The 19,687-nt window shown below is 66.4% G+C and carries 22 protein-coding genes; 13 read left to right on the top strand and 9 right to left on the bottom strand.

Annotation, left to right across the window (positions count from 1 at the left end; translation table 11 throughout):
• Positions 1 to 84: 84 nt before the first annotated feature.
• The 4 genes from argF to queE all read left to right on the top strand — a co-directional run bounded on the left by argF (position 85) and on the right by queE (position 3,840).
• Positions 85 to 1,005, top strand: a complete 921-nt coding sequence (gene argF / locus ASE88_RS16135; RefSeq protein ID WP_056479871.1) for an ornithine carbamoyltransferase — start codon at positions 85 to 87, stop codon at positions 1,003 to 1,005.
• A 289-nt stretch (positions 1,006 to 1,294) separates the two neighbouring features.
• Positions 1,295 to 2,200, top strand: a complete 906-nt coding sequence (locus ASE88_RS16130) for an Hsp33 family molecular chaperone HslO (RefSeq protein ID WP_056480363.1) — start codon at positions 1,295 to 1,297, stop codon at positions 2,198 to 2,200.
• 300 nt (positions 2,201 to 2,500) lie between these two features.
• The gene (gene queC / locus ASE88_RS16125) at positions 2,501 to 3,205 is read left to right on the top strand and encodes a 7-cyano-7-deazaguanine synthase QueC (protein ID WP_055881027.1); all 705 of its coding nucleotides are present in this window, start codon (positions 2,501 to 2,503) and stop codon (positions 3,203 to 3,205) included.
• A 2-nt stretch (positions 3,206 to 3,207) separates the two neighbouring features.
• Positions 3,208 to 3,840 carry a 7-carboxy-7-deazaguanine synthase gene (queE, locus tag ASE88_RS16120; protein WP_056479868.1) on the top strand — a complete coding sequence of 211 codons (633 nt, stop codon included), beginning with the start codon at positions 3,208 to 3,210 and terminating at the stop codon, positions 3,838 to 3,840.
• Positions 3,841 to 4,016: 176 nt separating this feature from the next.
• On the opposite strand, the gene ASE88_RS16115 is transcribed toward queE, so the two are convergent.
• From ASE88_RS16115 to lipB, 3 genes are all read right to left on the bottom strand, one after another.
• A complete protein-coding gene (locus tag ASE88_RS16115; RefSeq protein WP_055881019.1) occupies positions 4,017 to 4,724 on the bottom strand; it encodes a hypothetical protein in 708 nt (235 codons plus the stop codon).
• Between the two features lie 292 nt (positions 4,725 to 5,016).
• Positions 5,017 to 5,283, bottom strand: a complete 267-nt coding sequence (locus ASE88_RS16110) for a hypothetical protein (protein WP_055881015.1) — start codon at positions 5,281 to 5,283, stop codon at positions 5,017 to 5,019.
• Positions 5,284 to 5,371: 88 nt separating this feature from the next.
• Positions 5,372 to 6,040: a lipoyl(octanoyl) transferase LipB gene (lipB, locus tag ASE88_RS16105; protein ID WP_156357070.1), complete on the bottom strand. Its 669-nt coding sequence runs from the start codon at positions 6,038 to 6,040 to the stop codon at positions 5,372 to 5,374.
• A 128-nt stretch (positions 6,041 to 6,168) separates the two neighbouring features.
• Here lipB and ASE88_RS16100 point away from each other — a divergent pair, with 128 nt between their 5' ends.
• Together ASE88_RS16100 and ASE88_RS16095 are read left to right on the top strand one after the other, a co-directional pair.
• Positions 6,169 to 6,990, top strand: a complete 822-nt coding sequence (locus ASE88_RS16100) for a hypothetical protein (protein ID WP_056479862.1) — start codon at positions 6,169 to 6,171, stop codon at positions 6,988 to 6,990.
• Positions 6,987 to 7,727 (top strand): hypothetical protein, encoded by a 741-nt coding sequence (locus tag ASE88_RS16095; protein ID WP_055881002.1) that lies wholly within the window; start codon positions 6,987 to 6,989, stop codon positions 7,725 to 7,727. The genes ASE88_RS16100 and ASE88_RS16095 overlap by 4 nt, the downstream gene beginning before the upstream one ends.
• A gap of 115 nt (positions 7,728 to 7,842) precedes the next feature.
• Here the strand turns inward: ASE88_RS16095 and ASE88_RS16090 are convergent, their stop codons facing one another.
• From ASE88_RS16090 to ASE88_RS16080, 3 genes are all read right to left on the bottom strand, one after another.
• Complete coding sequence (locus ASE88_RS16090; RefSeq protein ID WP_056479859.1) at positions 7,843 to 8,436, bottom strand: GNAT family N-acetyltransferase; 594 nt, start codon at positions 8,434 to 8,436, stop codon at positions 7,843 to 7,845.
• Position 8,437: 1 nt separating this feature from the next.
• Complete coding sequence (gene hemF / locus ASE88_RS16085; protein ID WP_056479856.1) at positions 8,438 to 9,280, bottom strand: oxygen-dependent coproporphyrinogen oxidase; 843 nt, start codon at positions 9,278 to 9,280, stop codon at positions 8,438 to 8,440.
• Positions 9,281 to 9,474: 194 nt separating this feature from the next.
• A complete protein-coding gene (locus tag ASE88_RS16080) occupies positions 9,475 to 9,924 on the bottom strand; it encodes a tRNA (cytidine(34)-2'-O)-methyltransferase (protein WP_056479853.1) in 450 nt (149 codons plus the stop codon).
• Positions 9,925 to 10,117: 193 nt separating this feature from the next.
• Between ASE88_RS16080 and petA the strand changes: the two genes are divergently transcribed.
• The 5 genes from petA (at position 10,118) to ASE88_RS16055 (ending at position 14,779) form a co-directional block, all read left to right on the top strand.
• Complete coding sequence (petA, locus tag ASE88_RS16075; protein WP_055882319.1) at positions 10,118 to 10,684, top strand: ubiquinol-cytochrome c reductase iron-sulfur subunit; 567 nt, start codon at positions 10,118 to 10,120, stop codon at positions 10,682 to 10,684.
• Between the two features lie 10 nt (positions 10,685 to 10,694).
• A complete protein-coding gene (locus ASE88_RS16070; RefSeq protein ID WP_055880990.1) occupies positions 10,695 to 12,014 on the top strand; it encodes a cytochrome b in 1,320 nt (439 codons plus the stop codon).
• A gap of 21 nt (positions 12,015 to 12,035) precedes the next feature.
• Positions 12,036 to 12,878 (top strand): cytochrome c1, encoded by an 843-nt coding sequence (locus ASE88_RS16065; protein ID WP_055880987.1) that lies wholly within the window; start codon positions 12,036 to 12,038, stop codon positions 12,876 to 12,878.
• A 138-nt stretch (positions 12,879 to 13,016) separates the two neighbouring features.
• Positions 13,017 to 13,565 (top strand): adenine phosphoribosyltransferase, encoded by a 549-nt coding sequence (locus ASE88_RS16060; protein WP_056479851.1) that lies wholly within the window; start codon positions 13,017 to 13,019, stop codon positions 13,563 to 13,565.
• Between the two features lie 575 nt (positions 13,566 to 14,140).
• The gene (locus tag ASE88_RS16055) at positions 14,141 to 14,779 is read left to right on the top strand and encodes a hypothetical protein (protein ID WP_156357069.1); all 639 of its coding nucleotides are present in this window, start codon (positions 14,141 to 14,143) and stop codon (positions 14,777 to 14,779) included.
• 12 nt (positions 14,780 to 14,791) lie between these two features.
• Here the strand turns inward: ASE88_RS16055 and ASE88_RS16050 are convergent, their stop codons facing one another.
• Entirely contained in the window at positions 14,792 to 15,259 is a 468-nt protein-coding gene (locus ASE88_RS16050; RefSeq protein ID WP_056479845.1) for a MaoC family dehydratase, read from the bottom strand.
• A gap of 14 nt (positions 15,260 to 15,273) precedes the next feature.
• Positions 15,274 to 16,596: an ectonucleotide pyrophosphatase/phosphodiesterase gene (locus ASE88_RS16045; RefSeq protein WP_056479842.1), complete on the bottom strand. Its 1,323-nt coding sequence runs from the start codon at positions 16,594 to 16,596 to the stop codon at positions 15,274 to 15,276.
• 122 nt (positions 16,597 to 16,718) lie between these two features.
• Here ASE88_RS16045 and ASE88_RS16040 point away from each other — a divergent pair, with 122 nt between their 5' ends.
• Complete coding sequence (locus tag ASE88_RS16040; protein ID WP_056479839.1) at positions 16,719 to 17,141, top strand: excalibur calcium-binding domain-containing protein; 423 nt, start codon at positions 16,719 to 16,721, stop codon at positions 17,139 to 17,141.
• A gap of 32 nt (positions 17,142 to 17,173) precedes the next feature.
• Here ASE88_RS16040 and ychF read toward each other — a convergent pair whose 3' ends face one another.
• On the bottom strand, positions 17,174 to 18,271 hold the full coding sequence (ychF, locus tag ASE88_RS16035; RefSeq protein ID WP_055880966.1) for a redox-regulated ATPase YchF: 1,098 nt from the start codon (positions 18,269 to 18,271) through the stop codon (positions 17,174 to 17,176).
• Positions 18,272 to 18,612: 341 nt separating this feature from the next.
• Between ychF and ASE88_RS16030 the strand changes: the two genes are divergently transcribed.
• Positions 18,613 to 19,677, top strand: a complete 1,065-nt coding sequence (locus ASE88_RS16030) for an NAD(P)-dependent alcohol dehydrogenase (RefSeq protein ID WP_056479836.1) — start codon at positions 18,613 to 18,615, stop codon at positions 19,675 to 19,677.
• The last annotated feature ends 10 nt before the right edge of the window (positions 19,678 to 19,687 follow it).

Genomic DNA, 19,687 nt, shown 5'->3' with positions numbered 1-19,687 from the left:
TCGCCCCGACGTGTCGCGTTCGTGGAGGCCCCCTCCACCATTCGCCATGCGAACGGTCCCCCTCCCCGTGCCGGGGAGGATGATATGACCCGCCATTTCCTGAATCTCACCGACGCCGGCGCCGACGGCATCGCCGCGATGCTGGCCGACGCGCTCGATCGCAAGGCGGCGCGCGCCGGCTTCCCCAAGGGCCGCGCCGATGCCGACGCGCCGCTCGCCGGCCACACGCTGGCGATGGTGTTCGAGAAGAATTCAACGCGCACGCGCTTCTCGTTCGACATGGCGATCCGCCAGCTCGGCGGCACCTCGATCGTGTCCGACGCCGGCTCGATGCAGCTCGGCCGCGGCGAATCGGTCGCGGATACCGCGCGCATTCTGTCGGGCTATGTCGACGCGATCATGATCCGCACCGACGATCACGCCAAGATCGAGGAGATGGCGCATTACGCCAGCGTCCCCGTCATCAACGGCCTGACCGACGCATCGCATCCCTGCCAGATCATGGCCGACCTGCTGACGATCATCGAGAGTGGCAAGACGCTGCCCGGCCTCAAGCTCGCGTGGCTCGGCGACGGCAACAACGTGCTCGCCTCGATCGTCGAAGCGGCGGGGCTGATGCAGTTCGACGTCGTTGCCGCCTGTCCGCAAGGCTATCAGCCGACCGAGGCCGACGTCGCGCTCGGCAAGGGCCGCGCGAAGGTCGTCGCATCGCCCCAAGAGGCGGTCGAGGGGGCGGACATCATCGTCACCGACACCTGGATCTCGATGGGGCAGGCGCATGCCGAGACCAAGCTGAAGGCGCTGACCCCGTACCAGGTCGACGCCGCGCTGATGGCGATGGCCAAGCCCGACGCGAAGTTCCTCCACTGCCTGCCCGCACACCGCGGCGAGGAGGTCACGCCCGAGGTGATCGACGGCCCGCAGTCGCTGATCTGGCAGGAAGCCGAAAACCGCCTCCACGCGCAGAAATCGGTGCTGCGCTGGTGCTTCGGCCAGATCGGCTAGTCTGAACCCCGTCCGTCATCCCGGCGAAAGCTGGGATCTCCCCGTTTGGGCCGCTGCGTCCGCCAATCGGGATGCCCCAGCGTTCGCTGGGGTGACGGACGGGAGCGAGAACGGGCGATCGCCAGATTACCCGATCGGTTGATCGGGCGCCCGCGCGCCCCCATTTCCGTCATTCCCGTGGAGACGGGAATCCATAAACTCCGAGCCGGCGTCGAGACCATGAGCGTTTGCCGCTCTGGAACCCCGCCTGCGCGGGGATGACGACGCGATGGGGAATGACGAAGGAATGATGGTGAACGACCCCAACATGACCGATCTCGACCGCGCGCTGGCGTTTGCGATCCCCACGCGCAGCGCGCGCGGCCGGATCGTCCGGCTCGGTACCGCACTCGACGAGGTGCTCGCCGCGCACGCGTATCCGCCCGCGATCGAGAAGCTGCTCGCCGAGGCGCTGACGCTCGCCGCGCTGATCGGTTCGACGCTGAAGGACGCGAGCGGCCAGCTGACGATGCAGACGCGCACCGACAATGGCGTCGTCCAGCTGCTGGTCTGCGATTACCGCGGCGGCGAAGTCCGTGGCTATATCGAATATGACGCGGACAAGCTCGCCGAGGCCCCCGCCGAGCCGTCGTTGTTCGCGCTGTTCGGCGCGGGCTATCTCGCAATTACGTTCGACATGGCGAGCAGCAACGAGCGCTACCAAGGCATCGTCCCGCTCGATGGCGACACGCTGTCGGAGGCGGCGCAGAGCTATTTCACGCAGTCCGAACAGATCCCGACGATGGTCCGCACCGGCATGGCCAAGGGCCCCGACGGTCGCTGTGTCGCGGGCGGACTGTTCCTCCAGCATCTCCCCGAGGGCGAGGACGGCCGCGAGCGGCTGCATACCAAGCTCGACCATCCCGAATGGGAGCATGTCGCCACGCTCGGCAACACGATGGGCGTAGACGAACTGACCGACGCCGCGCTGCCGCTGGAGACGCTCGTGTGGCGGCTGTTCAACGAGGAGGAGGATGTCCGCATCCTCGCCGACATCCCGATCACACGCGGCTGCCGCTGCGATCCGGCGTACATCAAGGGCGTGATCTCGAAATTCCCGATCGATGAACGGCGCTCGATGGCGGACGAGACGGGGTTCATCATCGTCGACTGCGCATTCTGCGCGAAGAAATTCCCAGTGGCGGTGGGTGAGTAATTCCTCGTCCTGGGTAAAGCCAGACCAGCCCGCGACGCACGCATGCGAGGTGAGGGGATTGATCGTGGGGCCGCCCAGGCCAGGGGCCCTCTCCTAGGGCGCTGCCTTGGCTCGTCTTGGGGGCGAGAGGGATAAACGGAGCGTTAACGTCCTTTTCACCCTTTGCCGCTAGCCCTGAACCGGTGCTTTTATTCGGCACGTTTTTTCTCCCTTATGGCGCGGTTCGCGCCAACCTTCGGGGGCCGCTCACTGGGCGGCCCCTTTCTTTTTGCGCGCCGCTGGCCTAGCGGACGTCGCATCATGACATCTCCTGCTCCTTTTGCGGTCGCGCTCGTTTCGGGCGGGCTCGACTCGATGATATCCGCCGCGCTGGCGCGTGAATCGGGCAAACGTCTGCTCGCGCTCTCGTTCGACTATAACCAGCGCCACCGCGTCGAACTCGCCGCCGCGCGGCGGATCGCCGATGCACTCGGCGCCGAACGCCATATCGTCCTGCCGATGGACCTGTCCGCATTCGGCGGCTCCGCGCTGACCGCCGATATTGACGTGCCGAAGGACGGCGTGGGGACCGAAGACGGCGGCGGCATTCCGGTGACCTACGTCCCCGCGCGCAACACGATCTTCCTCAGCCTCGCGCTCGGCTGGGCGGAAGCGGCGGGCGCACGCGACATCTATATCGGCGTCAACGCGCTCGATTATTCGGGCTATCCCGATTGCCGCCCCGAGTTCATCGCCGCGTTCGAAGGGCTCGCCGAACTCGCGACCAAGGCCGGTGTCGAGGGCGATCCGTTCCGCATCCAGGCGCCGCTGCAGACCATGACCAAGGCGGATATCGTCCGCGAAGGTACGCGGCTCGGGCTCGACCTCGGCCTGAGCTGGTCGTGCTACGATCCCGCGCCGGGTGGTCTGCATTGCGGCGAGTGCGACAGCTGCCGCCTGCGCGCGCGCGGCTTCGACGAGGCGGGGATCGCCGACCCGACGCGCTACGCCGTGAAGCCCGTCTGACGATGAGCTACGCGGTCAAGGAGATGTTCCTGACGCTGCAGGGCGAGGGCGTCAACGCCGGGCGTCGCGCGGTGTTCGTGCGGTTTGCCGGCTGCAACCTGTGGTCGGGGCGCGAACAGGATCGCAGCACCGCGGTGTGCCGGTTCTGCGATACCGACTTCGTCGGGACCGATGGGCTGGGCGGCGGCAAGTTCGTCGATGCGCCGGCGCTCGCCGCGGCGGTTGCGGGCTTCTGGGGCGAGGGCGTGCGCGACCGCTTCGTCGTGCTGACCGGTGGCGAACCGATGCTCCAGATCGACGATGCGATCGTCGATGCGCTCCATGCCGAGGGGTTCCGGATCGCGATGGAGAGCAACGGGACGATTGCCGCGCATCCCGGCATCGACTGGGTCTGCATCAGCCCCAAGGCGGGCAGCATCGTCGTCCAGCGCACCGGCGACGAACTGAAACTGGTCTGGCCGCAACCGGGCACCGATATCGCCGATATCGAAACCTGGGATTTCGCGAACCTGCTGCTCCAGCCGCTCGACGATCCGCAGGCGGACGCGAACCGCGAGGCGTGCGTGGAGACGGTGATGCAGCGGCCGCAGTGGCGATTGTCGTTGCAGACGCACAAGCTGCTCGGATTGCGCTGAACGACCCGCGGGGAAGATGGGGTCTGCGATGCTGCTGTCGCGCGTCCGGCATCCCGGCACGCGCCGACCCGCCCGATACCGTTGACCATCGCCGCCGCGCCCTGTCTCAAAAGAGAGGGGCGGCGTCCGCCGGGACGTCGCCCCGGAGGGTGGCGGCCTCCAGCAGGACGGCCTTGTTACCGTCCGGCTATGCCCAGGCCGACCGGCGGCCAGTTCTGCGCACCGCATTTCTTGACGACCCACTCGCCCTTCTTGTCCCAGCAGATCGCGTCCAAGCGCACGATGGGGGCGTTGCGGTCCCGGCCGATATAGCGCGGGAAACGCTGTTCGCCCCACGGTATCAGGCTGTTGCGCAACTCGCGCGAGCGGGCGAGCGCCACGTCGGCGAAATGCCCGCGGGGCGCAAATACCGCATCGCGACCGATCGACGCCGCCGTCTGGCAGAAGCCATATTGGGCGGCGACGGTGGCGAAGCTCGAATAGGTCCGGGTGCCGAACTGGTCGAGCGCGGCCTGGCCCGCCCTGGGGCCCGCTGCCTTGTTCACGCGCAGGAAATACTTGGTCAGCGTGTCGAACGCGCCCTTCAATTCCTCGCCGTGATCGGCGAGGATCGCGTTATAGTTCGGCACCGTCAGCAGGGTCGGTTCGAACTGGCACTGGAGCGCCGCGACGTTGAGCGCGGCGCGCATGTGCCACACCAAAGCGGCGCGCGTCTCCGTCGACGTGGCGCCGGGCAACACCTGACCCAGGTCGGATTCATCACCCGTGACAGCCGCCCCCGAAAAATCGCGCGACTGCAAGAAAAACTGCGCCGACGCCGACTGCGCCATAGCGAGCCCGCTCGACGCTACGCATAGCGCGAGCGCGGTACGCAACACCTTCATTCAAACCTCCCCAGGGCATTCCAAGTCGACGAATCTAAAGCGTTTCCGTCAAACCCCCAAGCGATTTTAACCTTTTGGGCAGGACGATTTCGCGCGGGCCGCCGGTCGATTCGACGGCTGCGAAACGACCCAGCTCTACGGCCATTTGCGCACCGGCCGGGTTGCCTCATCATCCCCGGTATCGCGTCCCGGTGCACGATAACGCGAAAGGGCCGCCCGGTTGCCCGGACGGCCCTTCACACAAGCAATGTCTTTGAAGGCCGGCTGCCGAGGCGGCTGGCCCTCGCGACGATTACATCGCGTTGTTGGTCATCATGGTGTCGTTCGACATCATCGTGTCGTTCGCCATCATGGTGTCGTTGGCCATCATGCCACCGTTCGACGCACCGTCAACGGCGGTCATGTTGTCGGTCATGGTGTCCATGCCCTCGGTGGCGTTCATGTCGGTGACCATCGTGTTGTCGGTGGTCGTCTCGGTCTTCGGACCGCAGGCCGACACGGCGAGTGCCGCGCTGGCGATCAGCGAACCGGTCAGGACCTTGGAAATGAGTGCACGCATGTGGAAGCTCCCTAGATAGAGGATTTGGCTGGCTGCTCGCCCTTAATACCCAAATCGTAGTGGACATTAATCCGATAACGCTTTGCCCTCAAGCCTCGTTTTCTTGAGGACAAGAAACTGTTTCAAGGAAAGCATCGACCGTCAACGCAAGCGCAGCGTCGAAGGTTGCAAGGTCCGCCGAAATGCCAAGCGATTGCAGGCTGGTAACACCGTATTCGGGAAGGCCGCACGGGACGATGCCACCAAAATGGGCCAGGTCGGGCGCCACGTTGACCGAAAAGCCGTGCAGCGTCACCCAGCGTTTCACGCGTACGCCGATCGCACCGATCTTCGCTTCACGTCCCTTATCGAGCGTCCAGATGCCGACGCGGCCCTCGACCGCGAACGCCGCGACGCCAAGTTCGCCTAGCGCCGCGATCACCCAGGATTCGAGCGCATGGACGTAGCAGCGCACGTCGCGCCCGCGCTTGGTGAGGTCGAGTACGACATAGCCAATCCGCTGGCCCGGCCCGTGATAGGTGTATTTCCCGCCGCGCCCGGTCGGGATCACCGGAAAGCGCGCATCGATCAGGTCGCCGGGATCGGCGCTGGTCCCCGCGGTGTAGATCGGCGGGTGTTCAAGCATCCACAGCAGTTCGCGCGCCTCGCCGGCGCCGACCGCGGCCGCGCGTGCCTCCATCTCGGCCAGCGCATCGGCATAGGGGGTGAGGCCGGCGCTGGTGCGCCATTCGATCTCGGGGGGCAGGGGGCTGGTCACCGATCCCAATTGCGCACCCGTCGCCCAAGTTGCAACCACGACGCGCCCAGCATCTATCCCGCAACCATGTGGTCAAGCGCGGGGGGTTGGGCTAGTCCGCGCAGGAACGAGAACGGGGAGTTCGGCGCATGGTGAAGATGGGAACAGTCTGGGACCGCACGGTCGAGGTGCTCAACGGTCGCACCGGCATGATCGCGCCGATCGCGCTGGTCGGCATGCTATTGCCCAGCGTCGTTCGGGACGGCTTCGTCGCCTATGCGACGCCGGGCACGATATCGTTTGCGTTGGTCGGGGTCATCTTGGCGATCGGGACGTTGGCCGCGCTGCTCTGGGCGCAACTCGCGATCGTGGCGATCGCGACCGATCCCGCCACCGACGCGGCCTCCGCGCGTCGCCAGGCGGGGGCGCGCCTGCTGCCCGCACTCGGCGTCACCGCGCTGCTCACGGTCCTCGCGCTGCTGCTGGCGGTGCCGCCGGTGATCGTCCTCATCCAGTCGGGGTTCGATGTTTCCGCCGCCGCCAGTGGCAGCAGCGTGCAGATGACCCCGCCCAGCGCCGGCGCGGCCGGGTTCACCGGGCTCTACGCGCTGGCCTATCTGGTCGCGGCGCTCTGGATCGGCGCGCGGCTGGTGCTGCTCAACCCGGTCATCCTCAACGAACGCCGCGGGATCGGCGCGATCCGGCGCTCGGTCCAGCTGACCAGGGGGCTGACATGGCGGATCATCGGCGTCCTGATCCTGTTCGCGATCGTCATGCTCGTCTCGACCTGGGCCGCGCAGTCGGTGACGGGGGTCATCTTCCGCCTCGCGCTCGGCGCCGACGGGATCGTCACTGCGACCTTCGTGTCGGGGATCGCCGCGACGATCGTCACCACCGCCTTCACCGTGCTCGCCGCGGTCTTCACCGCGCAGCTCTATGTCGCCGTCAGAGAGAAACACGCCGCCCCATGAAGCTCGATTTCGCGACCGTCCTCACCGATGCCTGGACGTTGTTCAAGCGCGACCGCGACCTGTTGCTGCGGATCGCCGCGCCGTTCCTGTTCCTGCCTGCCTTCGCGCTCGCGCTCGTCGTCCCCGATCCGCCGATGCCGGTGGCGGGTGCCGGCGACAACGAGGTGCAGGCGATGGCCTGGGCCGATGCGGTGCAGAGCTGGGCGGCGGCGCATGGCGGCTGGTATCTGCTCGCCTATGTCACGAGCTTCTTCGGGACGTCGCTGTTCTACGCGCTGTATCTCGACCGCGATCGGCTCGATCTGCGCACCAGCCTGACGCGCTGTCTGCGGATCTTCCCGCGCTTCCTGCTGGCGATGGTGATCGTGTCGCTGCCGGCGGGGGCGGGATTGCTGCTGTATGCGATCCCCGGCCTCTACATTCTTGGCCGGACGATGCTGACCGGGCCGGCGCTGTTCGCCGAAGCCCCGCTCGGCGCACTCGGCGCGATCCGCCGCAGCTTCGTGCTGAGCCGGGGCGCCGGGTTGCCGCTGATGGGGCTGGCGGCGTTCAGCTACATCTCGGGCTGGCTTGCGGGCGCGCCGTTCATGATGCTCGACCGCGCGCTGCGCGACGGGGGCGAGCCCAATCCCGTGGCGCTCGCGATCGTCGATGCGGGCGCCGCGGTCGCGGCCATGGCGGCGGGCATCGCGATGGCGCTGATCGCGATCTCGGCCTACCGCCGTCTGGCACGGTAGGGCCGCGACTCAAGAGGCAGCGCAAGACGCCGGCACCTTCCGCCTCCTTGGTCTCCCGCGAAGGCGGGAGCCCAGTCTGGGGCCCCGCCTTCGCGGGAGAACCATGTCTTGCGAGCTACCCCAGCTTCGCCAGATACGGGATCTGCGGCGCGGTCTCCGACGGCAGCACCCCCGACGCCCGCGGATCGGGAAACGTCTCGATCGTCCGTTTCACCGCCACGAACCCCTGCGCGCGGTAAAAGCCCAGCGCGCTGGGATGATCGAGCGTGCAGGTATGCAGCCAGACCCGCGTCACCCCCTTCGCCCAGGCGCGCGCGCACGCCTCGGTCATCAGCCAGCGGCCATGACCTTGCCCGGCCAGTTCGGGAATCAGCCCGAAATACGAGATTTCGCACGCGCCCGCTTGCCGGGAATCGAGTTCGAGCATTCCGACCTCGATCCCCGCCGGATCGAGCACCGCATACACCATGATCCCCGGATCATGAACGATCGCCGATAGCGCATCGTCCGCCATCACCAGCCGCGAGAACCAGAGCCACGGACCGCCGATCCGCCGGAACAGTGCGCGGTATTTGTCCAGCGCTGGCTTATCCCACCGCACCAGTCGCAACCGCGATCCCGGGCTCGGCCGAAGCGGCGGCCGCGTCCGCATCTCGAGCGTCGTGACGATCGTCGCCAGCGTGTCGCCGGCGACCGGGATCAGCGCCATTCTACGACCACACCGCGCGCGGCGGCAGGCTCATCAGGATCGCGTCGATGTTGCCGCCGGTCTTCAGGCCGAACAGCGTGCCGCGATCATAGACGAGGTTGAACTCGGCATAGCGCCCGCGCCATTCGAGCATCCGCGCCTCGTCGGCCGCATCGAACGGCGTGTTCATCCGCCGCCGCACGATCCGCGGATAGGCGTCGAGGAACGCCTCGCCGACATCGCGCGTGAACGCGAAGTTGGTCTCGAAATCGCCGTCGAGATGATCGAAGAAGATCCCGCCCACGCCGCGGCCGACCTTGCGGTGCGGGATGTAGAAATAGGTCTCCGCCCACTCCTTGAACCGCGGATAGTGCGCCGGATCATGCGCGTCGCACGCCGCCTTCACCGTCGCGTGGAAGTCGGCCGTGTCCTCCTCGATCGGCAGCGGCGGGTTGAGATCGCCGCCGCCGCCGAACCAGCGCTTGGTGGTGTTGAGGAAGCGGCAGTTCATGTGCACCGCGGGGACATGCGGGTTGGCCATGTGTGCGACCAGGCTGATCCCGGTCGCGAAGAAGCGGGGATCCTCGCCCGCGCCGTGGATCGACTTGGCGAACTCGCCCTCGAACGTGCCGCCGACGGTCGAGACGTTGACGCCGACCTTCTCGAACACGCGACCCTTCATCACGCCCATCACGCCGCCGCCGCCGGGCCCGCCCGACGGGTCGATGCGATCCCACGGCGTATAGGCGAACGCGGCGTCGGAGCCGGCCTCGCGCTCGATCGCCTCGAACTCGGCGCAGATGCGGTCGCGCAGCGATTCGAACCAGTGGCGGGCGGCGGCTTGCTGGGGGTCGAGGTCGATCATGGCGCCATCCCTACCAAATCCTCCCCGGGACGGGGAGGGGGCAGGTGATCTGCATACAGCGCCTATCACAGCCACCCGTCATCCTGACGAAAGTCAGGACCCGGGGTAACGGGCGCCGCCGTTTGTGGCCCTGGGTCCTGACTTTCGTCAGGATGACGGGCGCGCGTAATCGACCGTGTTCGTCCGACCACGCGCTAGGCTGGCCAGCCGCCCGTCTGGCGCAGCGCCTCCGCCGCGACGATCCCCGTCGCCACCGAAATGTTCATCGATCGCAAGCCGGGCCGCATCGGAATCAGCACGCGCAGGTCGGCGCGCGCATGCACGTCCTCGGGCACCCCGGTCCCCTCGCTCCCCATCAGCAATATGTCGTCGTCGCGGAACGCGGCCACGTCCAGCCGCACCGCACCCTTCGTCGTCAGCAGCACGATCCGCCCCGTCGCCTGGCGCAGGAACGTCTCCCAGTCGACATGGCGAACGACGTCGAGCGCGCCGACATAATCCATGCCCGAGCGCGCCACGGCCTTTTCGCTCCAGGTGAATCCCATTGGTTCGATCAGGTCGACGCCGATCCCCATGCACGCGGCGGTGCGCAGGATGGCGCCGACATTTCCGGCGATATCGGGCTGATACAGGGCAATACGCATACCGGATCCTCTAGCGTGGCAGTAACCCAAAGCAAAAGGGAGTTGGCAAAGCGCGGTCACGCCGTCTATCAGAACGCAGCCTCCGTGGGGACGGTCGGGTGGATTGGGGATAGGGTTTCGCGAAACCGGGCAACCCAGTCGGCCACGAAAAAAATAACGTGCAAGGGCGAGATGAATGGCGACAGTCGACGACATGGTTCCTCCCGGCGAATCGCCAGAGCCGTTTCACGAAGAGGACCATGACCCTCGCCGCCGTGATTTCATCAATATCGCAGCGGTTTCCTTCGCCGGGGTCGGCGCGGTCGCGATCGTCCTGCCGCTCATCAACCAGATGAACCCCTCTGCCGACGTGCTCGCACAGTCGACCACCGAGATCGATCTGTCGAAGATCCTCCCCGGCCAGGCGATCAAGACGTCGTTCCGCAAGCAGCCCTTGTTCGTCCGCAACCTGACGCCGAAGGAAATCTCGGAAGCCGACGCGGTCGACATCTCGACCTTGCGCGATCCGCAGACGCTCGAGCAGCGCACCAAGGCGGGCAAGAAGAACTGGCTGATCACGCTGGGCGTCTGCACGCATCTCGGCTGCGTCCCGCTCGGCGCGGGCGAGGGCGAGAACAAGGGCCCGTTCGGCGGCTATTTCTGCCCGTGCCACGGCTCGGCCTACGACACCGCCGCGCGCATCCGCAAAGGCCCTGCACCGACCAACCTCCACGTGCCGGACTATGCCTTCAACTCCGACACCGTCGTCACGGTAGGCTGAGGAAACTGACATGAGCTTTCCCTGGGCCAAGCAATACGAACCGAAGCTGCCGCTGACGCGGTGGCTGGACGAGCGGCTTCCCGTTCCCCGGCTCGTCTACAATTCACTCGGCGGCGGCTATCCCGTCCCGCGCAACCTCAATTACTTCTGGAACTTCGGCGTCCTCGCCGGCGCCGCGCTGGCGATCCAGATCATCACCGGCATCGTGCTGGCGATGCATTACGCCGCCAACGGCGCGGTCGCGTTCGATTCGGTCGAAAGCATCATGCGCGACGTCAACGCGGGCTGGTTCCTGCGCTATGCGCACGCCAATGGCGCGTCGATGTTCTTCATCGTCGTCTACACGCACATCTTCCGCGGGCTCTATTACGGCTCGTACAAGGCGCCGCGCGAGATGGTGTGGCTGCTTGGCGTGGTCATCTTCCTGCTGATGATGGCGACCGCGTTCATGGGCTATGTCCTTCCCTGGGGGCAGATGAGCTTCTGGGGCGCGCAGGTCATCACCGGGTTCTTCTCGGCGATCCCGCTCGTCGGCGACACCATCCGCATCTGGCTGCTCGGCGGATTCGCGCCCGACAACGCCGCGCTCAACCGCTTCTTCTCGCTGCATTATCTGCTGCCGTTCGTGATCGCGGGCGTCATCATCCTGCACATCTGGGCGCTGCACATCCCCGGCTCGAACAACCCGACCGGCGTCGACGTGAAGGGCGAGCAGGACACCGTGCCCTTCCACCCCTATTACACGGCGAAGGACGGCTTCGGGCTCGGCATCTTCCTGCTCGTGTTCGCCAGCCTGTTGTTCTTCTTCCCGAACTATCTCGGCCACCCGGACAATTACATCCCGGCGAACCCGCTCTCGACGCCCGCGCACATCGTGCCTGAATGGTATTTCTGGCCGTTTTACGCGATCCTGCGCGCCTTCACCGCGGACTTCATCCTGCCGGCAAAGCTGTGGGGCGTGCTGGCGATGTTCGGCTCGATCCTGCTGCTGTTCTTCCTGCCCTGGCTCGACAGCTCGCCGGTCCGTTCGATGAACTACCGTCCCAAGGCGCGGATCGCGTTCTGGGTGCTGGTCGCCGACATCCTAGTGCTCGGCTATTGCGGTGGCGCCCCCGCCAACGCGTTCTACGTGATCCTCAGCCAGATCTGCGCAGCCTATTATTTCGCGCATTTCCTGATCATCCTGCCGCTGATCTCGCGGTCGGAACGGCCTCGGCCGCTGCCCAACTCGATCACCGAGGCGGTGCTGGCCAATCATGGCGGGACCAGCCCCGCGCATACCGCCCTTGAGACGTCGCCGACGTCGTCCACGCCGCACGCCGCGCACTGATACGAACTCGAGGACACACACATGGTTCGTCTCATCGCATCCATCGTCGGCGCGGCCTTCGTGCTGGTGCTTGGCATCGCGCTCTTCGGCAGCATCTCGGGGGCGATCACCGACCCCGTCGCGCCCTCGGCCGAGAGCGTCGCGCACAAGCATCCCAAGGAACTCGAGCTTGCCTCCAACGGCGTGTTCGGCAAGTTCGACCGTCGCCAGCTCCAGCGCGGCTTCCAGGTCTACAAGGAGGTCTGCGCCGCCTGCCACTCGCTGCGGCTGGTGTCGTTCCGCGACCTGCAGAAGATCGGCTATTCGGAGCCCGAGGTTAAGGCGATCGCCAGCCAGTGGGTGATCGAACAGCCGTCGATCAACCCGGAAACGGGCGAGGCGGCGACGCGCAAGAACATCCCGTCGGATCGCTTCCCGCTGCCGTTCGCCAACGAGGTCGCCGCCCGCGCCGCGAACAACAACGCGCTGCCGCCCGACCTGTCGCTCATAACCAAGGCGCGTGAGGAGGGGACCGCCTATGTCCACTCGCTGCTGACCGGCTACACGACGCAGCCGGCGGCGCTGCTGAAGGAATTCCCGGACATCAAGACGCCCGAGGGTCTCCACTACAACCCGTATTTCGCGAACCTCAACATCGCGATGCCGCCGCCGCTGACCTCGGATGGTCAGGTGACCTATGCGGACGGGACGAAGCCCACCAAGGAGCAGATGTCGACCGACGTCGCGGCGTTCCTGACCTGGACCGCTGAGCCCAACCTTGAGGCGCGTCACGCCGCCGGGTTCGCGTCGATCATCTTCATCCTGATCTTCTGCGGGCTCGCCTGGGGCGCATATCAGAACGTCTGGCGCGACGTTAAGCATTGATGCTCGCAGGGCTCCCACGGTAAGGGCGCACGGATAGAGGGAGCGGCGGACGGGCGAACAGCCCGATCCGCCGCTTTCGTTTTGGCCGTAGTGCGGCGGCGCGATACGTCTGCCGCCAGTGCGAAGAAGGGAACGCCCATGTCCGATACCGAAGAGCGCAACGCCGACCTCAAGGCGCTGATCCGCACCATTCCGGACTTCCCCAAGCCCGGCATCCAGTTCCGCGACATCACCACCCTGCTGCTCGACCCGACCGGCTGGGCGACCGCGATCGCGCGGATGGTCGCGGTGGTCTCGGGCCCGGTCGATCTCGTCGCGGGTATCGAGGCACGCGGCTTCCTGTTCGCCGCCGCGCTCGCCGCGCCGCTGAAGGCCGGCGTGTTGCTGATCCGCAAGGACGGCAAGCTGCCCGGCGCGACGATCGCCGAAGACTATACGCTCGAATATGGCACGGACCGTATCGCGATCCACGCCGACGCCTTCGCGCCCGGCGCCCGCGTCCTGCTGGTCGACGACCTGATCGCAACCGGCGGCACCGCGCGCGCCGCGGTCCGCCTGCTGAACAAGGCGGGGGCCGTGGTGACGCAAGCGCAGTTCCTCGTCGACCTCCCCGATCTAGGGGGCGCGGAGGCACTGCGCGCCGACGGCATCGACGCCACGGCACTGATCGACTTCCCCGGCCACTGATGACACGCCACTGATCCCGTGGCGCTGACCGATTTCCGGCAGGACACCAGCGCTGTTAAAAACCGTTCCCCCGCGGATGCGGGGGCCCAGCTAAGTACCGCAGCACCCCGCCACCCTGGCCCCCCGCCTCCGCGGGGGAGCAGCTAGGGTGTGGCCATGATCTTCGACGTGGGTTTCCCCGGCCGTGTCTACCGCCACCGCGCCACATCAGCCGCCGTCGATTTGCGGACCGAAAAGATTGCCGGGCCGGCGCTGTCACGCTTCGTCATCCACCGCTCGCACCAAGCTCGTCCTCGGAGCGGACGGACCTGCGCCCCCCTGAATATCCCCCCGGCGGAGGCCGGGGTCCAGTTGGGAAACGGCGCTCATGGAAGGCTGCGCGCAGTCACTCCTGTCCTCGCTATTGGACACCGGCCTCAGCCGGAAAGGGTGGCCTCGGGCCGGTTAGCCCAAAGCTTGTTCGCTGCGGCCGTCACCTCCGTCAGATCCCGTTCATGGAACTTGCGACACACCGAGTCCGTTGTGCGACGAATGGCGGCGCGTTGTGTCCGCTCTCCACGTACGGGAGATTTTTCATGTTTATGAAGCGCTTCGGCATTATCGGCTTGGCCTTGGGCCTCGGACTCGGCGTTGCCGGCTGCACCGACGGCTATGGCTATGGCGGCGCAGGCCTCGGCTATGCGAGCGACCCATATTATAGCGGCGGCTACGGTGTGGGTGGATATGGTGGCGGCTACGGCGGCGGCTATGACGGCTTTGCAGGCTATGGCGGCCTGAATTCCTATTATGGCTGGAGCGGGGATTATTATTATCCCGGCTCGGGCGTGTACGTCTATGATCGCAACCGTCGCCCGTATCGCTGGAACGGTGATCAGCAGCGTTACTGGCAGGGACGCCGCGGCAACTATCGCGGCGCCGGCAATTGGGGCAATTTTGCGCGCGGCAACAGCCCTGCGGCGCGCGACTATCGCCAGGATCGTCGCGAGGCCAATCGCGATTTCCGCCAGGACCGCCGCGAGGATCGCGGACAACTCCGCAACGGGCAGATCACCCGTGACCAGTTCCGTGGCGAGCGGCGCGACGCGCGCCAGGGCTATCGCAGCGAAGCCCGGCAGGACCGCCGAGAATTCCGCCAGAATCGCGGCAATGGCGGTGGCAATCGAAGCTTCGGCGGCGGCAATCGCGGCGGCGGCGGCAACCGCACGCCACGCTAAGGCGCGCCGGGCCTAGGCGGACGGTGCAGGCGCGTCTTGGGGGCGCGTCTGCACCAGCCCGTTCGATACGAACGTCATCACCAGCACGTCGTCCTGATTGAACACGCGCATCCGGCTCTTGAAGATCCCCATTTCGGGCCGGCTGGCCGACACGCGCTTTTCCAGCACCTCGTTCTCGCACCGCAGCGTGTCGCCCGGATAGACGGGCTTCACCCATTTCAGCTCGTCGATCCCCGGCGAGCCGAGTCCCGCCTGACGGTTCTCCTTCAGATGTGCGACCAGCATCGCCATCGTCATCGCGCACGTATGCCACCCACTAGCGGACAGCCGCCCGAAATGCGTCGCCGCAGCCGCCTCGTCGGACAGGTGAAACGGCTGCGGATCGTATTTCGTGGCGAAGTCGATCACCTCTTCGCGGGTCACGGCATAATGGCCAAACGACGCGGTTCTACCGACCTCGATGTCCTCGAAATACTGCATGCGCGCCTCTCCTCTTATCGTTGCAGCACCTTCTGGAAGGGCGCGGCGGTGCCGTCCAGCCCCGCCTCCGCCGGCAACCCGATCAGGTCGCGCAGCAGGGGCTCGATCGCGACATTGTCGAAGCTCGCGATCGTCTTGCCGCGTGCGAACGCCGGCCCGTTGGCAAGGAACAGCGCGCGCATCTCGGGTGCCATGTTGTCATAGCCGTGCATGCCCCCGCCGAAGGTCTTGGTCGGCGCGCTCGGATCGACTCGCCAGCCGACGTCGGCGAGGCAGAGATAGCTCGGCACGCGCGGGTTGCGCCCATAATGGAACCGCGCGGGGATCTCGCTTTTGCGCCAGCATTGCAGATGGTCGTGCCGCTTGAGCAGCCGCGCCTCGAGCGCCGCCTCATGCCCCGGAACCGCGAACAGCGTCGCATAGGGCCCGGTCTCGACTGTCCGGTAATCCGCCTTGTCCGCAATCATGTCGAGCGCGACGACCCGGTCGCTGCTCGTCGCCGCCATGCCGTGGTCGGCAACGATCACGAGGTTCGCACGCTGGCCGAGCGCCGCGAGCCCGTCGACCAGCGCGCCAATGCTCGAATCGACGTCCGCAATCGCGCGCGTGACGCCCGCGCTGTCGGGGCCGTCCGCATGGCCGGCGCTGTCGACCGTATCGAAATACAGCGTCACCAGCTTCGGCCGGATCGCCGCCGGGCGCCGCATCCAGTCGAGCACCGCGTTGACGCGCTGCGTCCCCGACACCTGCTGGTTGAACTGCTGCCAGTCCTTCGGTCGCGTCCCGCCGTCGATCGCGCCGTGACTGTCAGGCTTGACCATGCCGCCGACCGCGACGTTCGCGCCCGGCCAGAACATCGTCGCGGTCCGGATCCCCGCCTTTTCCGCATCGACCCAAATCGGCGAACTCTCGCTCCACCAGAACGGATCGTCGCTCGCCATCGTGAAGGTCTCGCCCGGCCGCGCGGGATCCTCCATTTTGTTGCCGACGATCCCGCTGCGATCGGGCCGCAGACCCGTCACCAGCGTCCAGTGATTGGGAAAGGTGATGCTGGGAAAGGATGGCCGCATGCTCGCAAACACCCCGCCCGCGCGTAGCCGGTTGAGGTTGGGCGTCACGCTGCGGTCGAGATAATCAGGCCGAAACCCGTCGATCGACACGAGGATCGTGACAGGCGCGCGCACGTCCGAAGCCGGCATCGCGGTCGCTGCCGTGATGGGAGCAGGCGCGCTGATCGGCGCGAGGGCAGGGGGCGTGTAAGGATACGCACACCCGGCGAGCGCGGCGGCGAGCGCGGCGGCGAGCGCGAGCGCGATGAACGTCGAAGCAGTCTTCATGCGTGTCGTCCCGAACGAGTCCCGAATGCGCGGCTCTCTACCCGTGTCGGTCGGCGGACGAAAGCGTGGCCAGGCAACGAAGTGCTAAGCTTTCGTCAACCTGGTGGACCTAGCATCGCACGATGGGCCGCTCTTTCATCATCGCCACCGCCGGTGCTTCGGCGCTGATGTTCGCCGGGGTCTGGACCGCAACCGCGCCAGCGTCGGTCGTTGCCGCATCCGATCCCGGGCCGTCGGCACCGATGTCGATCCGATCGCCTGAGGCGAACGCGAGCGAGGCGGATGCCGTCGTCCGCTCCCGACCGATCGTGCCCGTCGCTGCGGAGGATAGCGCGCCCTATAACGTCGTCCGGGCGCCCTATGGACGACCCTATGGACGACCGAGCGCACCCCAAGCGACGCAATCGCAGCGCTCGGTCTATTATAGTGGCTGTCGGGAAGCTCGAGCCGCTGGCGCTGCGCCGATCTATCGCGGGCAGCCCGGCTACCGCCCGGGGATGGACGGCGACAATGACGGGATCGCCTGCGAGCCGTATCGCGGCTGACTCGTCACTGCCCGCGCCGCGTGGCCGGGGCCTCAGCTATGCAGGAAGTGCATCACGTCGCCGTCATGGACGACATACGCCTTGCCCTCGGCACGCAGCTTGCCCGCCTCGCGCGCCTTCGATTCGCCGCCCAGCGCGATGAAGTCGTCATACGCGATCGTCTCGGCGCGGATGAAGCCCTTTTCGAAATCGCCGTGGATCTCGCCCGCCGCCTGCGGCGCGGTCGCGCCCGCATGGACGGTCCAGGCGCGTGCTTCCTTCGGGCCGACCGTGAAGAAGGTCAGCAGCTGGAGCAGCTTGTACCCCGCGGTGATCACGCGCGCGAGCCCGGTCTCTTCCAGTCCCAGCTCGCCCAGGAACTCGCCGCGGTCCTCGGCGGGCATCGTTGCGATCTCGGCCTCGATCGCCGCCGACACGACGACCGCCTCGGCGCCCTCGGCCGCCGCCTTTTCGAACACCCGCGCCGACAGCGCATTGCCGTTCGCGGCATCGCCCTCGTCGACGTTGCAGACGTACAGGACGGGCTTGGCGGTCAGCAGCTGCGCTTGTGCGAACACGCGCGCCTCGTCCTCGTCCTTGGGCACCGTCAGCCGCGCGGGCTTGCCTTCGCGCAGCAGCTCGAGCGCCTGGCCGAGCACGGCGGCGCCGATCTTGGCTTCCTTGTCGCCCTGCATGCCCTTCTTGGCGAGATTGGGGACGCGCTTCTCCAGACTTTCGAGATCGCTCAGCATGAGTTCCGTTTCGACCGTCTCGGCATCGGCGATCGGATCGACCTTGTTGTCGACATGCGTGACGTCGCCATTCTCGAAACAGCGCAGGACATGGACGATCGCGTCGACCTCGCGGATGTTGCCGAGGAACTGGTTGCCGAGCCCTTCGCCCTTCGACGCGCCGCGCACGAGGCCGGCGATGTCGACGAAGCCGAGCTGCGTCTCGATGATCTTCTGCGAACCCGCGATCTTCGCCAGCGAGTCGAGCCGCTTGTCGGGCACGCCGACGTTACCGACGTTCGGCTCGATCGTGCAGAACGGATAGTTCGCCGCCTGCGCCGCGGCCGTCTGCGTCAGCGCGTTGAAGAGGGTGGACTTGCCGACGTTCGGCAGCCCCACGATGCCGCAGCGAAAACCCATGATATGCCCTTGGTATAAGAATGTGTCGGCGCTTTAGGGCAGGGCGAAGAGGAACGCCAGCAAGGACGCCTGCGCCTGTATCTCGATCCACCACATCGATGTGATGCACCATCCCGGGCGAAGGCCGGGGCCCAATTGGGGGACGGCGCTGGCAAAGGTCTGCGCACCGTTACTGCGACCTTTCCAATTGGGCCCCGGCCTTCGCCGGGGTGGCTGCTGGTTTTGATGGCGTGATCGACCCACCCGATTGCCGCAATGCAGCAAAAATTACCGTACCGCTCGGTAGATAAGCCGTTTCCCGTGCGTATATCGCGTTCTGCCAGTCAGAATTTAGGAATAGCATGACCACCACCGCCCACGGCTTTGCCGCGCAATCCCCCGCAACGCCGCTCGCGCCGTTCAGCTTCGAGCGCCGCGCGCCGGGCAAGACCGACGTCGCGATCGACATCGCGTTCTGCGGCGTCTGCCACTCGGATCTCCACACCGCCAAGGGCGAGTGGGAAGGCACGCTGTACCCGTGCGTTCCGGGCCACGAGATCGTCGGCCGCGTCACCGCAGTCGGCAGCGACGTCACCAAGTTCAAGGTCGGCGACATCGCCGGCGTCGGCTGTATGGTCGACAGCTGCGGTACGTGCCCGTCGTGCACCGACGGCGAGGAGCAATATTGCGAGACGACCGGGTTCGTCGGCACGTATAACGGCCCCGATCCCGTGCTCGGCGGCCACACCTTCGGCGGCTATTCGGATCATATCGTCGTCGACGAGGGCTTCGTTCTGAAGGTTTCGCATCCCGAGGCCGATCTCGCCGCCGTCGCGCCGCTGCTCTGCGCGGGCATCACCACCTACTCGCCGCTCAAGCACTGGAAGGTCGGCCCCGGCCAGAAGGTCGGCATCGTCGGTCTCGGCGGTCTCGGCCACATGGGCGTCAAGATCGCCAACGCGATGGGCGCCGAGGTCTATGTCTTCTCGACCTCGCCGAACAAGCGCGACGACGCCAAGCGTCTCGGCGCGAAGGACCTGATCGTGTCGAAGGATGCCGATGCGATGGCGGCGCATATGAACAGCTTCGACTTCATCCTAAACACCGTTGCCGCACCGCACAATCTCGACCCGTTCCTCGAGCTGCTCAAGCGCGACGGCACGATGACTCTGGTCGGCGTGCCTGCCGAGCCGCATCCGTCGCCCTCGGTCGGCAATTTGATCTTCCGTCGCCGCCAGCTGGCGGGCTCGCTGATCGGCGGGATCGCGGAGACGCAGGAAATGCTCGATTTCTGCAACGAGCACGGCCTGGTGTCGGACATCGAGATGATCCGCATGGACGAGATCGAGCCGGCGTATGACCGCATGGTCAAGAGCGACGTGAAGTACCGTTTCGTCATCGACATGGCGTCGATGCCGAAGGCGTAACCACTTCTAC

Source organism: Sphingomonas sp. Leaf38 (genome assembly GCF_001421825.1).
Classification (GTDB): domain Bacteria; phylum Pseudomonadota; class Alphaproteobacteria; order Sphingomonadales; family Sphingomonadaceae; genus Sphingomonas.
The sequence above is the reverse complement of the archived record's forward strand: the minus strand, read 5'-3'. Positions and strand labels throughout refer to the sequence as shown.

Bases quoted from the DNA above. Each gene is read 5' to 3' on its own strand.
- argF (WP_056479871.1), top strand. From the start codon at position 85: ATGACCCGCCATTTCCTGAATCTCACCGACGCCGGCGCCGACGGCATC.
- ASE88_RS16130 (WP_056480363.1), top strand. From the start codon at position 1,295: ATGGTGAACGACCCCAACATGACCGATCTCGACCGCGCGCTGGCGTTT.
- queC (WP_055881027.1), top strand. From the start codon at position 2,501: ATGACATCTCCTGCTCCTTTTGCGGTCGCGCTCGTTTCGGGCGGGCTC.
- queE (WP_056479868.1), top strand. From the start codon at position 3,208: ATGAGCTACGCGGTCAAGGAGATGTTCCTGACGCTGCAGGGCGAGGGC.
- ASE88_RS16115 (WP_055881019.1), bottom strand. From the start codon at position 4,724: ATGAAGGTGTTGCGTACCGCGCTCGCGCTATGCGTAGCGTCGAGCGGG.
- ASE88_RS16110 (WP_055881015.1), bottom strand. From the start codon at position 5,283: ATGCGTGCACTCATTTCCAAGGTCCTGACCGGTTCGCTGATCGCCAGC.
- ASE88_RS16100 (WP_056479862.1), top strand. From the start codon at position 6,169: ATGGTGAAGATGGGAACAGTCTGGGACCGCACGGTCGAGGTGCTCAAC.
- ASE88_RS16095 (WP_055881002.1), top strand. From the start codon at position 6,987: ATGAAGCTCGATTTCGCGACCGTCCTCACCGATGCCTGGACGTTGTTC.
- ASE88_RS16090 (WP_056479859.1), bottom strand. From the start codon at position 8,436: ATGGCGCTGATCCCGGTCGCCGGCGACACGCTGGCGACGATCGTCACG.
- hemF (WP_056479856.1), bottom strand. From the start codon at position 9,280: ATGATCGACCTCGACCCCCAGCAAGCCGCCGCCCGCCACTGGTTCGAA.
- ASE88_RS16080 (WP_056479853.1), bottom strand. From the start codon at position 9,924: ATGCGTATTGCCCTGTATCAGCCCGATATCGCCGGAAATGTCGGCGCC.
- petA (WP_055882319.1), top strand. From the start codon at position 10,118: ATGGTTCCTCCCGGCGAATCGCCAGAGCCGTTTCACGAAGAGGACCAT.
- ASE88_RS16070 (WP_055880990.1), top strand. From the start codon at position 10,695: ATGAGCTTTCCCTGGGCCAAGCAATACGAACCGAAGCTGCCGCTGACG.
- ASE88_RS16065 (WP_055880987.1), top strand. From the start codon at position 12,036: ATGGTTCGTCTCATCGCATCCATCGTCGGCGCGGCCTTCGTGCTGGTG.
- ASE88_RS16060 (WP_056479851.1), top strand. From the start codon at position 13,017: ATGTCCGATACCGAAGAGCGCAACGCCGACCTCAAGGCGCTGATCCGC.
- ASE88_RS16055 (WP_156357069.1), top strand. From the start codon at position 14,141: ATGTTTATGAAGCGCTTCGGCATTATCGGCTTGGCCTTGGGCCTCGGA.
- ASE88_RS16050 (WP_056479845.1), bottom strand. From the start codon at position 15,259: ATGCAGTATTTCGAGGACATCGAGGTCGGTAGAACCGCGTCGTTTGGC.
- ASE88_RS16045 (WP_056479842.1), bottom strand. From the start codon at position 16,596: ATGAAGACTGCTTCGACGTTCATCGCGCTCGCGCTCGCCGCCGCGCTC.
- ASE88_RS16040 (WP_056479839.1), top strand. From the start codon at position 16,719: ATGGGCCGCTCTTTCATCATCGCCACCGCCGGTGCTTCGGCGCTGATG.
- ychF (WP_055880966.1), bottom strand. From the start codon at position 18,271: ATGGGTTTTCGCTGCGGCATCGTGGGGCTGCCGAACGTCGGCAAGTCC.
- ASE88_RS16030 (WP_056479836.1), top strand. From the start codon at position 18,613: ATGACCACCACCGCCCACGGCTTTGCCGCGCAATCCCCCGCAACGCCG.